Below are 14,961 nucleotides of genomic sequence, written 5' to 3'. Positions count from 1 at the left end.
CCCCGATTCTTCCTGGCGCGGGCCCCGGTTGCGAACCCGGGTCACGCTTCGCCGTGTCTCCGCCATATGAGGTCACATACGACCAGATAGTGACGATTCCGGCTTGCGCCTCCCGCCCCACGCCCGTATACGCACGCCACCCCTCCCCCCCCATGCGGGCTCCGCTCCCCGTCCCTCCTGCCAGGTCCTGTCAGGCCCGCTCCGGACCGTTCCTGCCGGCGGACACGTCGATGACGGCGAAGTCGGCTCCCTGATCGTCGGCGAGCACCGCGAACCGCCCGTACGGGGTGTCCTGCGGGTCCCGCAGGACCCTCCCGTGCAGCCGGAGCGCGCTGCGCACCGTCTCGTCGCAGTCCTCGACGACGAAGTAGACGAGGAAATGCGCGGGCATCTCCCGTGGGAACCGGTCGTCCATGACCGCCCGGCCGGCCACCGCGTTCTCCGGAGTCCCCGGACTGCCCGCCGGCGTCCAGATGGCGAACTCGACGCCCGCCTCCTCGCTCACGTCGTGCGTCGCATAGCCGAACACCGCCTCGTAGAAGGGGTCGACCGCCTTCGCGTCCCACGTGTACAGCTCGGTCCAGCCGTAGCAGCCCGGCACGCCCTGTTCCTCGAACCCCCTGTGGCTGCCCGCCTCCCACACCCCGAAGACCGCACCGCCGGGGTCGGCGGCCATCAGCATGGTGCCGAACGGGCCGATGGCCATGGGGCCCATGATGATCTGCCCGCCGGCGGCTCTGATCCTCTCCGCCGTGGCGGCCGCGTCCGCCGAGGCGAAGTACACCGTCCAGGCCGTCGGCATCCGGCCGTCCGGCTTGGGTGCCAGTGCCGCCACGTTCCGCCCGCCGCGGAACGCCTGCGCGTAGTTCCCGTATTCACCGCCGGCGTCCCGGAAGGAGGACCATCCCAGCAGCTCGCCGTAGAAACGCTTGCCCGCCTCCACGTCGGCCAGCATGACGTCCGCCCAGACGGGCACGCCCTCCCGGATTCCGTCCGTGGCTGCGCTCATCGTCCCGCTCCTTTGCGCCTGCGCGCGGGGCTGCCCGCGGTCGCTACGGTGGGTGTTCTCGCTGCCACGGTATAGGCGGTCAAGGAATTCCGCGCGGGCTGTGGACAACGCCCGGAGCCGCCTGTGGACAACCGGGTCCACAGCTCGTTGATAAGACAATTCACCGGTACGGGCCAATCCGCCCGCTCCTTCTTCCCAACCGCGAACACCCGCTCTGACCTGCGGATATACCCCATCCACCACCCCCGCCCCCATTTGCATGCGACCGAATCGCGCTCCGATCACCCCTCGGTAAGCTGACGGCATGACAGGACAAGTACGTACCGTCGACGGCCGGGTGGCCGGCCGGCGCGGCCAGGCGACGCGGCAGAAGCTGCTCGACTGCCTCGGTGAAATGCTGAGCTCGTCCCCCTACCGGGACGTCAAGGTGATCGACGTGGCCCGCCGGGCCGGCACCTCGCCCGCGACCTTCTACCAGTACTTCCCGGATGTGGAAGGCGCCGTTCTGGAAATCGCGGAGGAGACGGCCAAGGAAGGAGCCGGCCTCACCGAGCTGGTGGCCGGCCGGTCCTGGGCCGGGAAGTCCGGCTGGCAGGCCGCCGAGGACCTCGTCGACGGCTTCCTCGGCTTCTGGCGCAAGAACGACGCGATCCTGCGCGTGATCGACCTGGGGGCGGCCGAGGGCGACAAGCGGTTCTACCGGATCCGCATGCGCATCCTCAGCGCCGTCACCAACTCCCTCACCGATTCGGTGAAGGAGTTGCAGAGCAAGGGCAAGATCGACAAGGACATCAACCCGGCAGCCGTCTCGGGTGCGATCGTCGCGATGCTCGCGGCCGTCGCCTCCCACCAGAAGGGCTTCCAGACCTGGGGCGTCAAGCAGGCCGAGCTCAAGCCGAACCTGGCGCTGCTCGTCCACCTGGGCATCACCGGCAAGAAGCCGACCCGGTAACGCCGGTCATACGGCTCGCCGCCGCACGACAGCGGCACCTTTCACTCGTACGTCCTGTCATCTGCGTCAGCACGCGGCGGGCCGCCCGGACTCGCGCCGGGTCGGCCCGCCGCGGTGTTTTCCCCGTCCTTTTCCGCCCCCACCGTTACGGCCAACGTGACCGCGGCCGTCACCGCAGCCGTCACCGCTGCTCGAGCCGGAACAGCCGGATTTCCCGCGTCACCCGCTGCTGGTACCGCGCGTACGGCGGCCACATCCGGAGGACGGCCGCCCAGGCGTCCTCACGCTCCTCACCGCGCAGGAGTCGTGCCCGCACAGGAACGTTTCTTCCCCGCCAGCCGATCTCCGCCTCCGGGTGGGCCAGCAGGTTGGCCGTCCACGCGGGGTGGCCCGGCCTGCCGAAGTTGCTCCCCACGACGACCCAGCTGCGCCCGCCCGGCTCGGGCAGGCACGCGAGGGGCGTACGCCGCGCCAGCCCGCTCTTCGCACCGGTCGAGGTCAGCAGCAGGCCGGGCAGCAGGCGGTTGCTCAGCAGGACTTTGCCGCCGGTGAACCGGTGGACGGCCCGGTCGACAGCCGGGAGGACGTGCGGTGCGACCCGTACGAATGCACGGCTCGTGGAGACGTTCTGCACCAGGCGTTCCAGGGCAGCCATCACAGCACCACCGCTTCCCCACCCGCCCCGGCGGCAAACACGCCCGCCGTCTCCGCGGCCCGCGCGCGCAGCCGGTTCACCGGGCCGAACAGCAGCTCGTCGGAGGCGGCGCGCTTGAAGTACAGCTGCACCGGGTGCTCCCACGTCACCCCGATGCCGCCATGCAGCTGAATCGCCTCACCCGTCACGCGAGAAGCCGTCTCCAGCGCGGCGGCGAGCGCCAGACCGGCCACGTCGGGCCGGCCGGACCAGGCCGCGTAGTACGCCGCCGACCTGGCCTCCCGCACCGCCACATGCAGCTCGGCCAGCCGGTGCCGGACCGCCTGGAACGACCCCACCGGCCGGCCGAACTGCTCCCGTACGCGCACGTACTCCACCGTCCGCTGCAAGGCGCCGTCGGCCGTGCCGACCGCCTCGGCCGCCACGACGGACGCGATGGGCCCCGCCAGCCCCGCCAGCACGCGCGGCACATCGGCGCCCTCCGGGCCGAGGAGTTCGGCATCGGCGTCACGCAACTCGACACGGCTCTGGGGGCGCGTCTCGTCGAGCGAGGTCGCACGGGTACGGCGCACGCGCCCCGGATGCTCCGGCCGGACCAGGAACAGCAGAGTCCGCCCCTTCGTGTAGCCACCGTGCCGGGCCGCCACCAGGAGCAGACCCGCGCAGTGGCCGTCGAGCACCTGCGCCGCCTCGCCGTACAGTCGCCATCCGCCGTCGTGACGGCGTGCCTGGATGCCGCCCGCCCGTCCGCCGCCCGCCCAGTCGCCGTCGTTCGGCCCCGTCAGCGCCAGGGCCTCCGGCAGGGAGCCGTTCGGCAGGACGAACGCCCCGGTCAGCTCCCCGGCCGCCAGAAGCGGCAGAAGCCGCGCCCGCTGCTCCGGAGTCCCCAGGGATGCGACGACCGGGGCGGCGATCGCCACCGTGGCCGTTAGGGGCGACGGCAGCAGCGCCCTTCCCGCCTCCTCGCAGACCAGGGCCAGCTCCACGCTGCCGCAGCCCACCCCGCCGTACTGCGGTGCAATGGCCAGACCGGGCAGCCCGAACTCCGCGGCAAGGCGCCGCCACACCGCCTCGTCATGACCGGCCGGCGACGCCACCGCGCGGCGCACCTCCGCCGGACCGCAATGTTCGGCCAGGAACCGGCGCATGGCGCTCCGCATGGCCTCCTGCTCATGGCTCAAGGCACCGTCCACCAGACCCTCCTACGTCTCACAACGAGGTTCACTGATGCGCTCTGATGGACTGTCAGGTTAGGGCGCCACGTCGAACTCTCCCAGTGCCGGGCGCCAGTTGAGCTGATGTACCGTCAGCCCATGCCCCAGCCATCCGGCAAGCGCAGAGTTGCCGTGGTCGGTGTCGCCCTCTCGGACTGCGGCCGTCTCGACAACATCACCGCCCACGCCCTGCACGCCCAGGCCGCCCGCCGCGCGCTGGCCGACTCCGGGCTGGACAGGTCCCTCGTCGACGGGCTGGCCTCGGCCGGCCTGGGCGCCCTCGCCCCGGCGGAGGTCGCCGACCACCTGGGGCTCCGCCCCACCTGGGTCGACTCGACCTCCGTGGGCGGCGCCACCTGGGAGGTCATGGCCGCACACGCGGCCGACGCCATTGCCGCGGGCCACGCCGAGGTCGTCCTGCTCGTCTACGGATCCACCGCGCGCGCCGACATCAAGGCCGGGCGGCGCACCTCCTCCCTGTCGTTCGGCACGGGCGGGCCCGCGCAATTCGAGGCGCCCTACGGGCACACCCTGATCGCCAAATACGCCATGGCCGCCCGTCGTCACATGCACCAGTACGGCACCACACTGGAAGAGCTGGCCGAGGTGGCCGTGCAGGCGCGCGCCAACGCCGCCCACAACCCCCACGCCCTGTACCGGTCCCCCATCACGGTCGACGACGTCCTCGCCGCCCCCCTGATCGCCGACCCGTTCACCCGGCTGCACTGCTGCATCCGCTCCGACGGCGGGTGCGCCGTTCTCCTGGCGGCCGAGGAGTACGTGGCCGACGCGGCCTGCGCACCGGTGTGGGTGCTCGGCAGCGGCGCCGCACTCTCCCACACCACCATGTCGGAGTGGGAGGACTTCACCGTCACACCCGCTGCCGTCTCGGGCCGGCTGGCGTTCGAGCGCGCCGGTCTGACCCCGCAGGACATCGATGTTGCGGAGATCTACGACGCCTTCACCTACATGACCCTGGTGACGCTGGAGGACCTGGGCTTCTGCGCCAAGGGGGAAGGCGGCGCCTTCCTGTCAGGGGGGACGCTGACGACCGGCGGCGCCCTGCCCGTGAACACGGACGGCGGCGGCATGTCCGCCTGCCACCCCGGCATGCGGGGCCTCTTCCTCCTGGTCGAGGCCGTACGCCAGCTCCGCGGCGAGGCGGAGCCCGGCCGCCAGGTCCACCGCGCGGACGGTACGCCGCCGCGGCTGGCCGTCGCCTCGGGGACGGGGGGCTGGTTCTGCTCGTCGGGCACCGTGATCCTGGGGCGGGACTGACACGGTGACGCGGGGCGCCGCCCCGCAGGGCGGCATCCCGCGGTGCGCTCACCCGTCCGCCGAGGCGCCTCCCTGCCCGTCCACCGGCCGTTCCGCCGGCCGGAACACCGGCACGGAGATCCCCGCCTCCACATCCTCCCGGAAGGCCACGACGAGCGGCATACCGACCCGCAGCCGCCCCTCCGGGCAGTCGACCACCTCGCTCGTCATGCGCGGACCTTCGTCGAGATCCACCACGGCGGCCGTGTAGGGCAACCGGGTCCCGAAGGGCGGCAGGTCGTTCACATGGACCACGGACCAGGTGTAGAGCCGGGCCCGGCCGCTCACCTCCTCCCACACGACGTCCGTGCTCCAGCAGCGGGGGCAGAAGGCCCGCGGGTAGTGGTGCGCCCGCCCGCACCCGGGCGCGCGACAGCGCCGTACCAGCAGCCGGCAGGCGGCTGCGGCCTCCCAGTAGGGCCGGGTGAAGTCGTCCACCTCCGGGACGTCGAAACGCCGCTCCTCCGTACGCCTCTCCCCCCTGCGCTCCTCTTCTCTGCGCCCCTCTTCCCTGTGCCTCGCTTCCGCCAAGGAGACGCACCTCCCATGCGTACCGACCGTCGCTCTGCGGCTCGAATCCTTCCTGACAGGTTGTCAGATCGCTAATCTGACTCAACGTCAGCCTGTTGGCCAGCGAGCAGGAGTGGGCGATGCTCGGATCGACACGTGGCACCCTCACCACCACCTCCCGTCCGTCCCGCGTGGTGGCCTGTGGCGACAGCCCCGGACCCGTCTTCCCCGGCCCGGCCGGCCCGGCGGGGGACGTGGACGTCAGCGGCCGCCCCCTGCACCGCGAGGTGCCGGACCTCGACCGGTTCTTCCGCCCCGGAACCGTCGCGGTCATCGGCGCCTCGGAGACCGAGGGCCGCCCCAACGCCGGGATCACCCGGCGGCTCGTCGCCTGGGCCGACCACGTCGGCGCAGCACTCCACCCCGTGCACCCCACCCGTACCACCGTCTACGGCCTCCCCTGCCATCCCTCGGTCCACGACCTGCCCGACGACATCGATCTCGCCGTCCTGCTCGTCGGTGACCCGCTCCCCGTCATCGAGGAACTCGCCGACCGGACCGTCCGCTTCGCCGTCGCCTTCGCCTCCGGCTTCGCCGAAACCGGCCCTGCGGGCGCGCAGGCCCAGACCCGGCTCGTCGACGCCGCACAGCGGGCGGGCATACGCCTGCTGGGCCCGAACACGAACCTGAACGCCTTCGAGCAGTTCCGCGACGACCTCACCGGGCCCTCCATCGCCCTGGTCACCCAGTCCGGCCACCAGGGCCGCCCCCTGTTCGCCCTGCAGGAACTGGGCATCCGCGTGTCCCACTGGGCGCCCACCGGAAACGAGGCCGACCTGGAGTGCTCCGACTTCATCTCCTACTTCGCCGACCAGCCGGAGGTGGGCGCCGTCGCCGCGTACCTGGAAGGCATCCGGGACGGTCGCGTCTTCCTCCTCGCCGCCGACCACGCCGCCCGCCGGCGCGTGCCGGTCGTCGCGGTGAAGGTCGGCCGGACGGCGACCGGCAGCCGTACCGCCGCGTCACACACCGGCAAACTGACCGGCGCGGACGACGTGGTGGACGCGGTCATGCGCCAGTTCGGCGTCATCCGCGTGGACGGCCTGGACGAGCTGCAGGACACCGCCGCCCTGCTGGCGCGGGCCCGCCCGCCCCGGGCCACCGGCATCGCCGTGTATTCGATCTCGGGCGGCACGGGCGCGCACTTCGCGGACCTCGCCACGGCCGCGGGCCTGGAGCTGCCCGTCCTCTCGCGCGCCAAACAGGCCGAGCTCCACCAGTGGATACCGGACTACCTGAGCGTCGCGAACCCCGTCGACTGCGGCGGGCACCCCGTCGGCGACCACCGTGGGCGGAAGATCATCGACGCGCTGCTCGCGGACCCGTCCGTCGGCGTCCTGGTCTGCCCGGTCACGGGCCCGTTCCCGCCGCTGAGCGACAGACTCGTCCAGGACCTCGTCGAGGCGGCCGAGCGGACCGAGAAGCTGGTGTGCGTCATCTGGGGCTCCCCGGCAGGTACCGAGGACGCCTATCGCACGACCCTCCTGGGTTCCTCGCGCGTCGCGACCTTCCGTACGTTCGCCAACTGCATCACCGCCCTGCGCGCCTACCTGGGTCACCACCGCTTCGTCAGCAGCTACCAGTCGCCCTTCGACCACGCCCCGCGCACCCCGTCCCCTTCCGCAGGCAAGGCCAAGGCACTGCTGCAGCCCGGCGAGCAGCTGAGCGAGCACGCGGCAAAACAGCTGCTGCGCGCGTACGGCATACGCGTGCCCCGCGAGCACCTTGTGACGAGCGCGGCCGCGGCCGTCCGGGCGGCGGGGCAGATCGGCTACCCGGTCGTCATGAAGGCGTCGGGCCCCAGGCTGGGCCACAAGTCCGACCTCGGCCTGGTGAGGATCGGTCTCACCTCCGCCAGCCAGGTCCGCGACACGTACCGGGAGCTGACCGACACCGCCCGCTACGAAGGGCTGGTGCTGGACGGCATTCTCGTCTGCCAGCTGGTCGAGCGGGGCGTCGAGATGGCCGTGGGCATCACGCACGACGCCCTCTTCGGCCCCACCGTGACCGTGGGCCTGGGCGGCGTCCTGGTCGAGGTGCTGAACGACACCGCCGTGCGCGTGCCGCCCTTCGGCGAGGACCACGCCCGCGCAATGATCGGCGAACTGCGCGGCCGCGCGCTCCTCCACGGCGTACGGGGGACTCCCCCGGCCGACGTGGACGCCCTCGTGGAGACCGTGCTGCGCGTCCAGCGTCTGGCGCTGGAACTCGGGGACGGCCTCGCCGAACTCGACATCAACCCGCTGGTCGTCCTCGAACGCGGCCAAGGCGCCGTGGCCCTCGACGCACTGGCCGTCTGCCGCTGACCCGACGGTCGTCCCGGGCACGCCGGGCCCCGCGCGCACCCGCAGCAAGCAACCGCGCCCGGCAGGCACGGCGCGCGGCCCGGCCCGGCCGTGCCGGCCGGACCGTAGGACAAGGAGCCCTCCCATGAACTTCTCCCCCCGTGAGTCCTCGCCCACCGAATCCGGCGGGCACGACGGACAAGCCGGAACCGAAGAGCGCGACGATGCCGCCACGCCTTCCCGGCCCACTGACTCATGGATACTCCACGCCACTGACAACGGGGTGGCCTGGATCACGCTCAACCGGCCTCGTGTCCTCAACGCCCTCGCCCCTGACCAGCGCGATTCATTGATTTCCCTGTTTTCTCGCGCCTCCGCCGACCACGCCGTCCGCGCCGTCGTCCTCACGGGTGCGGGCAAAGGTTTCTGCGCCGGTGCCGACCTGCGGACGGCCCCCGCCTCGCAGGCCGTCGCCGCTCGCCCGCCGGGTGAGGTCGCCCGGCTGATCAAGCTGGGCGCGCAGCGGTTGATCAGCGCCGTGCTGGACTGCGAGAAGCCCGTGATCGCCGCGGTGAACGGCGTGGCCGCCGGGCTCGGCGCGCATCTGGCCTGGGCCTGCGACCTGGTCCTGGCCGCCGAATCCGCCCGCTTCACCGAGGTGTTCGTACGCCGCGGCCTCGTGCCCGACGGCGGCGGCACGTACCTTCTGCCGCGACTGGTGGGGCCCCGGAGAGCAAAGGAACTGATGTTCTTCGGCGATGCTCTCGGCGCAGCCGAAGCGGAACGTTTCGGCCTCGTCAACCGGGTCGTCCCCGACGAGGAGCTGCCCACGGCCGCGCGGGCGTGGGCGCAGCGCCTCGCCAACGGCCCCACGCAAGCGCTGAGCCTGACGAAACAGCTGGTGAACGCCTCGCTCGACGTCGGCCGTGCCCCCGCCTTCGCCGCCGAGGCAGCGGCCCAGGAGATCAACGCTGCGACGGCGGACGCGGCGGAGGGCATTGCCGCCTTCGTCGAGCGGAGGCCGCCGGAGTTCCGGGGGTGCTGAGGGGGCATGGTGCGAGACGCGCGGCGCGAGCGGCACGGCGGGACGGGCGCCGTGGCAAGGCGCCGCGGGTGAGGTGCGGCAGCCCGGGCGCGGCCGGGGGCCAAACCCTTCCGGGCCGCAGTCACTTCGGATTCAATGGGTTCCCATGATGGGACACGCCGGAATGGCGACCGTCGCCCTGCGCCACCTGCGGGAGGCCGGCTCCCGAGCGGCCGCGGCACCGTCCGCGTACGAGCCCGGGGCCGGGGCCGGCCCGTACCGCCGCGTGCTCCGCGCCGTCGGAGCGGACGAACGTCCTCCGCCCTCACCCGGGGAGTTCCGGAACGTCCTCGGCCACTTCGCCGGCGGAGTCACAGTGATCACCGCCCCGGCAAAGGACGACGAGCCTCCGGCCGGCTTCGTCTGCCAGGCCTTCTCCTCCCTCTCCCTGGATCCGCCCCTGGTCGTCTTCATGATCGGGCGGGCGTCGGCGACCTGGCCGCGCATCGCCCGCGCCGGGGTCTTCTGCGTCAACGTCCTGGGTTCCGGCCAGGGTGAGCTGTGCCGCCGCTTCGCCGTCAGCGCCTCGGTACGGGCCGACAAGTTCGCGGGAGTGGTCCACGAGCCGGCGCCCGCGACGGGTTCACCGCGCCTCGACGGCGTTCCGGCCTGGGTCGACTGCACCGTGCACGCCGTCCACACGGGAGGTGACCACCTCATCGTCGTGGGGCGTGTGGAAGCACTGGGCGCGGACGAGGAGGCGGCGAGCGCCGGTCCTTTGCTCTTTCACCGTGGCACCTTCGGAACGTTCGACGCGTTCGGAACGTACAAGGGGTGAAGAGGTGGGCGAGCGAGGTCGAGAAGGGGACGACGAGCCGGTGCTCGGCGCCTGCCTCATTTCTTGTGCTTGTGGTGCTTGACGATCTTCGTCAGCACGTAGCGCTTGCCGGAGCCGGGCTTGCCGATCTCATGGAAGATCCGCGGTTCCTTCTCCGTGCCGATGAGGCTCCAGTCACGGGTGAGCTCGCAGGAGGTGATGCGCAGGGAGACGCCCTGAACCCGTCCGCCGTCCTTCATCGGTGCCCAGGTGCCGGAGCCGTCGCAGTCCTTGGGCCGGTCCTTGCCCGTCCCGTCCCAGACGAAGTTGTCCAGGCCCGCCGCGACCGCCATGCCGTCGTTGTCCAGGGTGACCGTGCCGCCGCGGCCGTCCGTCCAGACGCCGGCCAGGTCGGATTTGGTCAGCCTGGGCGGCTCGTACACCTTGACCAGCCCGGTGCCGTACGCGGCCGCGCCCACCGCGCCGATGACCAGCCAGGCGAGCGCGCCGTCGCGTGAGACCCTGCGGGCCACGCTTCCGGCACGCGCCTCATGGAAGCGCCGGGCCGCGGACCAGGCGGCCAGCGTCGCCGGCAACAGGCCGACGGTGAGGGCGGCCCACCAGATGAGGTAGCTCAGCGGCCGGGCGAACGAGAAGCTGCCGAGTGCCGCCACCGTGCCGAAGACGACCACGGCCGCGGCCGAGACCACGGGTACGGCCCCGGCCGTCCACAGCGCGGTCTCCTTCCGGCTTCGGCGGCGGGCCTCGCGGCGCGCCAGTGAGAGTGCGGGCATGACGGCGGCCGCGGTGACGAAACCGCTGAGGAGCACGGTCAGCAGCAGACCGCCGAGGGTGGCCAGGGCGGCAGGAAGGATGCTCTTGGGGATGCCGTCGTGCTCGCGGGAGAGCAGGAAGAGCACGCCGGCTGTGCCGGCGATCACGACTTCGGCGGACAGGGCCGCCATGGACGCGCAGAACGCGGCACCGAAGCCGTCGTGGCGTATGACGTGCCGCGTCGTCCCGTCGGCGCGCCGGGGTGCGACACCGGTCGTGTCGTCCGATATGGCGTGCGGCTCGGCCTGCTGAGTCATATCCGCCCCTCTCTGCATGAAAGATTCCCCCACAGCCCGGGAGGTTCCGTTGTGAGAGGCCCCGACGCACCACCGTGCGCCGGGTGTCGGCCACCCGGCGCACTATTTTTACCGAATAGTCCCACTTCACCGGAATAAGGGTGCTTACCCGGGTCCGCCGGCCGTGAGCCAACCCCACATGGGGACGACGAACAGCGCAAGACCCCGCGGGGGATCACATGCGGAGGAAGCGGTTCACTTCGTGAAGGACAGGACGCACCGAGCCGCCCCCGGGTTGTCCGCCCGTCGCACCGCGTGGGCGAAGTCCTCGACGGGGAGGACCTCGGCGACCAGCTCGTCGAGGAGGAGACGTCCCTCCTGATAGAGCCGTGCGTACAACGCGAGGTCCCGCTGCGGCCGCGAGGACCCGTACCGGCAGCCGAGTATCGACTTGTCGAGATAGAGGGAGGTCACGCGGAAGGACGCCTCGGCGGCGGCGGGCGGTACGCCGAGGAGGACCGCCTGCCCGTGCCGCGCGAGCAGGTCGACGGCCAGGCGGACGAGCCGGGTGTCTCCCACGCACTCGAACGCGTGGTCCGCGCCCTTGGGCAGGATCTCCCGGACGGCGGAGACGACATCGGTGCCGTTCGACGCGTCGACGAAATGTGTGGCTCCGAAGCGGCGGGCCTGGTCGGCCTTGGCTCCGTTGCTGTCGACGGCGACGACGACGGACGCCCCGGCGATGCGCGCGCCCTGGACGACGTTGAGCCCCACGCCGCCCGCGCCGAGGACGAGGACGGTGTCGCCGTGGCTCACGCGCGCCCGGTTCAGTACGGCGCCGACGCCGGTCAGGACGGAGCAGCCGAGCAGCGCGGCCGAGGCCGGCGGGATGTCCTGCGGGAGCCGTACGGCCTGCACTGCCTTCACGACGACGCGTTCGGCGAAGGCGGAGGTGGCCGCGAACTGGAAGAGTTCCGTGCCGCGGCGGGTGAACGGGCGACCCGGTCTGCTGCTGGCGGCGCGGCACATGCCGGGCCGGCCCCGGGCACAGTCGGCACACAATCCACAGCTGGCGAGGGTGGAGAGGGCTACGTGATCACCGGGGCGGATGTGGGTGACGCCGGAACCCGTGGCCTCGACGATGCCGGCCCCCTCGTGGCCGAGGACCACAGGAACGGGGTGAGGGATGGTGCCCTCGATGACCGAGAGGTCGCTGTGGCACAGTCCGGCGGCGGTGACGGCCACCAGGACCTCACCCGGTCCGGGGGCGCGTATGTCGAGGTCGTCGACGACCTCGGCCTGCCTGCCGTCGAAAATGACACCTTTCATGGGCTTTGTCCTCTCCCGGAGTGGCCGGGCCGACGACGAGCGGGGCCCGGCGGGCGGCGGTTCGCGGGGCGGGCGGCCGACGGCGGCATCAGGACGACCAGACGAGTGACTGCACTTCGCTGTAGGCGTGGAGGGCGAAGGAGCCTCCGTCGCGGCCGGTCCCGCTGTGCTTGAAGCCGCCGAAAGGTGCCTCGGGGTGCCGCTGGACGGTGTTGATGCCCACGTTTCCGCTGCGGAGCCGGGCGGCGAAGGCCCAGGCGCGGGCGGTGTCGGCGCCGAAGACGTAGTCGTAGAGGCCGTAGGGAGTGCTGTTGGCGATCTCGGCGGCCTCGTCCTCGTCGTCGAAGGCCAGGGCCACGACGACCGGCCCGAAGATTTCCTCCCGCGCGGCGGCCATGCCGGGGGTGACGTCGGCGAGGAGCGTGGGCGCTGCGTAGAAGCCGGGCCGCAGGTCGGGCCGGGTGCCGCCGGCGACGACTCGGGCGCCCTCGGCGCGGGCCCGCGCCACGTGGGCCTCCACGCGGTCCCGCTGAGCGGCGGAGATCAGCGGGCCCATGATCGTGGAGTTTTCCACAGGGTCGCCCAATGTCAGTGACTGAGCGTAATGTTGGAGGCCGGTGACGACCCGTTCGTACAACGGCCGGTGTACGAGCACGCGGGTCGGGGCCGTGCAGACCTGACCGCTGTGGAACGACCAGACCGAACCGACCGCCCCGATCGCCGACGTGATTGCTTCGTCGTCGGCATCCCCCAGGACGACGGCAGCGCCCTTGCCGCCCAGTTCGAGCAGGGTGCGCTTCATCGACCTCCCCGCGGACTCGGCGATCTGTCTGCCCACGGCCGTTGAACCGGTGAAGCTGATCATGTCGACGCCGGGGTGGGCCACGAGTGCCTGTCCCGCTTCCGCCCCTGAGCCGGTGACCACGTTGAACACCCCGTCCGGGAGGCCGGCCTCCCGGAAGAGGGGACCGAGTTCGAGACAGCAAAGGGGGTCCTGCGGTGCCGGTTTGACGACGACCGCGTTTCCCATGGCCAGGGCGGGGGCGACCTTGCCCGCGAGATTCACGACGGGAAAGTTGTAGGAGGTGATGCAGCCGACCACGCCCACGGGACGGCGCACCGCGGCTGCGCCGATCAGGCCGCCGGGTGCCAGCGGGCTCGCCCTCACAGGCCGGGGGGCGAGGGGGATGACGTCCGCTTCCGTCGCGCCCCGCGCGTAGCGGCGGAAGCGGTCCACCGCCGTGGGCCACTGGAGGGTGGATGTGACGCGTGTCGTGGCGCCTGTTTCGGCCTGGAGCAGCGGAGTGAGGTCGCGGCCCCGCTCGGCGAGTACGTCAGCGATCCGGTCCAGCACGGCCGCGCGCTCGCGCGGAGGTGTACGGGACCAGCCGCTCTGCGCGGCCCGTGCGGAGGTGACGGCGTCGGCGATGTCGGTGGGAGCCGACTCCGGAGCCTCCCCGACGACCTGTTCGGTCGCCGGATTGACAACTGGATAGTGCCCCTTTTCCGGCGTGCGCCAGGCGCCGGCGATCCAGTGGCCGTACGCCGTCATGGCCGGGCCTCCTTCGGCAGGCCGAGCACGCGCTCGGCGATGATGTCGCGCTGGATCTCGTCCGAGCCGCCGTAGATCGTGTCGGCCCGGCTGAAGAGGAACAGGCGTTGCAGTGCGTCCAGGCGGTACGGGCCGTCGGGGCGCCAGTCGTCCGGTCCCAGGGCGGCGGGCGTGCCGCGCACGCGCATCGCCAGTTCACCGAGCTGCTTGTGCCAGCCGCTCCACAGCAGCTTCGCGGCGCTGGGCGCCCCCGGGTCACCCGCCTGCCCGAGGGCGCGGAGGGAATTCCAGCGCATGGTCTGCAGGTCGGCCCATTGCCGTACGAGCCGGTCCCGTACCGCCGGCTCCTCTGCGGCACCGGTCTGCACAGCGATGCGGACGACCTCGGCGAGCTCGACGGCGAAGCGTGCCTGCTGCCCCAGGGTGGACACCCCGCGCTCGCGGGCCAGAAGGCCCATGGCCACGCGCCACCCGTTGCCCTCACCGCCCACCACGTGGTCCGCGCGCGCGACGGCGCCGTCGAAGAACACTTCGTTGAAGTCGGCGGTGCCCCACATCTGGCGTATCGGCCGGACCTCGATCCGGCCGGGCTGGTCCATCGGTACGAGGAGAAAGGAGAGACCGTGGTGCCGTCGTGAGCCCTGGGTGGTCCGGGCGAGCACGAAACACCAGTCCGCCTGATGGGCGTGGGACGTCCAGATCTTCTGGCCGGTGACGCGGTAGGTACGGCCCCCGTCGGTGCGGACGGCGGCGGTCCGCAGCGCGGCGAGGTCGGACCCCGCGCCGGGTTCGCTGTAGCCCTGGCACCACATCTCCTCGCCACGTGCGATCGGCGGCAGGAAGCGGGCGCACTGGTCGTCGTCGCCGTCGGCGAGCAGGGTGGGCGCCAGGAGGTTCTCGCCGAAGTGGCCGAGGCGGGCGGGCGCCTCGGCGCGGGCGTACTCCTCGGCCCAGACGACCTGGCCGGTCAGGGTGGTGGTCCGGTTGCCGTAGGTGCCCCTGGCCGGGTCCCAGCCCAGGCCGATCCAGCCGCCGTCGGCGAGCTCGCGTTCCCACGCGCGGTCTCCCACCGGCGACGAGGTGGGTGGAGCGTGGGCAACGAGCCACGTGCGGGCCTCCCGGCGGAGCTCCTCGTCCTCGGGACCGAAGGCGAAGTCCATGACGTGC

13 protein-coding genes are annotated in these 14,961 nt (G+C 72.1%); 5 read left to right on the top strand and 8 right to left on the bottom strand.

Annotated features, from left to right (window positions below; translation table 11 throughout):
* Positions 1 to 190: 190 nt before the first annotated feature.
* Entirely contained in the window at positions 191 to 1,009 is an 819-nt protein-coding gene (locus tag IE305_RS22000) for a VOC family protein (RefSeq protein ID WP_190131394.1), read from the bottom strand.
* A gap of 304 nt (positions 1,010 to 1,313) precedes the next feature.
* Here IE305_RS22000 and IE305_RS21995 point away from each other — a divergent pair, with 304 nt between their 5' ends.
* A complete protein-coding gene (locus IE305_RS21995) occupies positions 1,314 to 1,961 on the top strand; it encodes a TetR family transcriptional regulator (protein WP_190131393.1) in 648 nt (215 codons plus the stop codon).
* 181 nt (positions 1,962 to 2,142) lie between these two features.
* Here IE305_RS21995 and IE305_RS21990 read toward each other — a convergent pair whose 3' ends face one another.
* Both IE305_RS21990 and IE305_RS21985 read right to left on the bottom strand, forming a co-directional pair.
* Positions 2,143 to 2,616, bottom strand: a complete 474-nt coding sequence (locus tag IE305_RS21990; protein ID WP_190131392.1) for a nitroreductase family deazaflavin-dependent oxidoreductase — start codon at positions 2,614 to 2,616, stop codon at positions 2,143 to 2,145.
* Positions 2,616 to 3,809: an acyl-CoA dehydrogenase family protein gene (locus tag IE305_RS21985; RefSeq protein ID WP_190131391.1), complete on the bottom strand. Its 1,194-nt coding sequence runs from the start codon at positions 3,807 to 3,809 to the stop codon at positions 2,616 to 2,618. The genes IE305_RS21990 and IE305_RS21985 overlap by 1 nt, the downstream gene beginning before the upstream one ends.
* 120 nt (positions 3,810 to 3,929) lie before the next feature.
* Between IE305_RS21985 and IE305_RS21980 the strand changes: the two genes are divergently transcribed.
* Positions 3,930 to 5,108 (top strand): thiolase C-terminal domain-containing protein, encoded by a 1,179-nt coding sequence (locus IE305_RS21980; protein WP_229891315.1) that lies wholly within the window; start codon positions 3,930 to 3,932, stop codon positions 5,106 to 5,108.
* Positions 5,109 to 5,156: 48 nt separating this feature from the next.
* On the opposite strand, the gene IE305_RS21975 is transcribed toward IE305_RS21980, so the two are convergent.
* A complete protein-coding gene (locus IE305_RS21975) occupies positions 5,157 to 5,585 on the bottom strand; it encodes a Zn-ribbon domain-containing OB-fold protein (RefSeq protein ID WP_229891332.1) in 429 nt (142 codons plus the stop codon).
* Between the two features lie 212 nt (positions 5,586 to 5,797).
* Here IE305_RS21975 and IE305_RS21970 point away from each other — a divergent pair, with 212 nt between their 5' ends.
* The 3 genes from IE305_RS21970 to IE305_RS21960 all read left to right on the top strand — a co-directional run bounded on the left by IE305_RS21970 (position 5,798) and on the right by IE305_RS21960 (position 9,864).
* A complete protein-coding gene (locus IE305_RS21970; RefSeq protein WP_190131388.1) occupies positions 5,798 to 8,023 on the top strand; it encodes an acetate--CoA ligase family protein in 2,226 nt (741 codons plus the stop codon).
* A 124-nt stretch (positions 8,024 to 8,147) separates the two neighbouring features.
* Positions 8,148 to 9,047, top strand: coding sequence for an enoyl-CoA hydratase/isomerase family protein (locus IE305_RS21965; RefSeq protein ID WP_190131387.1), 900 nt, complete (start codon positions 8,148 to 8,150; stop codon positions 9,045 to 9,047).
* Between the two features lie 145 nt (positions 9,048 to 9,192).
* Entirely contained in the window at positions 9,193 to 9,864 is a 672-nt protein-coding gene (locus IE305_RS21960; RefSeq protein WP_229891313.1) for a flavin reductase family protein, read from the top strand.
* Between the two features lie 56 nt (positions 9,865 to 9,920).
* On the opposite strand, the gene IE305_RS21955 is transcribed toward IE305_RS21960, so the two are convergent.
* The 4 genes from IE305_RS21955 to IE305_RS21940 all read right to left on the bottom strand — a co-directional run bounded on the left by IE305_RS21955 (position 9,921) and on the right by IE305_RS21940 (position 14,954).
* The gene (locus IE305_RS21955) at positions 9,921 to 10,934 is read right to left on the bottom strand and encodes a hypothetical protein (RefSeq protein ID WP_190131386.1); all 1,014 of its coding nucleotides are present in this window, start codon (positions 10,932 to 10,934) and stop codon (positions 9,921 to 9,923) included.
* Between the two features lie 234 nt (positions 10,935 to 11,168).
* Positions 11,169 to 12,242, bottom strand: coding sequence for a Zn-dependent alcohol dehydrogenase (locus tag IE305_RS21950; protein ID WP_190131385.1), 1,074 nt, complete (start codon positions 12,240 to 12,242; stop codon positions 11,169 to 11,171).
* 88 nt (positions 12,243 to 12,330) lie between these two features.
* Positions 12,331 to 13,794: an aldehyde dehydrogenase family protein gene (locus IE305_RS21945; protein ID WP_190131384.1), complete on the bottom strand. Its 1,464-nt coding sequence runs from the start codon at positions 13,792 to 13,794 to the stop codon at positions 12,331 to 12,333.
* Positions 13,791 to 14,954 carry an acyl-CoA dehydrogenase family protein gene (locus IE305_RS21940; RefSeq protein WP_190131383.1) on the bottom strand — a complete coding sequence of 388 codons (1,164 nt, stop codon included), beginning with the start codon at positions 14,952 to 14,954 and terminating at the stop codon, positions 13,791 to 13,793. Before IE305_RS21940 ends, IE305_RS21945 begins: the two co-directional genes overlap by 4 nt.
* Positions 14,955 to 14,961 lie beyond the last annotated feature (7 nt).

Source organism: Streptomyces mashuensis, from assembly GCF_014654785.1.
Taxonomy (GTDB): Bacteria; Actinomycetota; Actinomycetes; order Streptomycetales; family Streptomycetaceae; genus Streptomyces; species Streptomyces mashuensis.
Note: the sequence above shows the minus strand (reverse complement) of the source record. Positions and strands in the feature narration are given on the sequence as shown.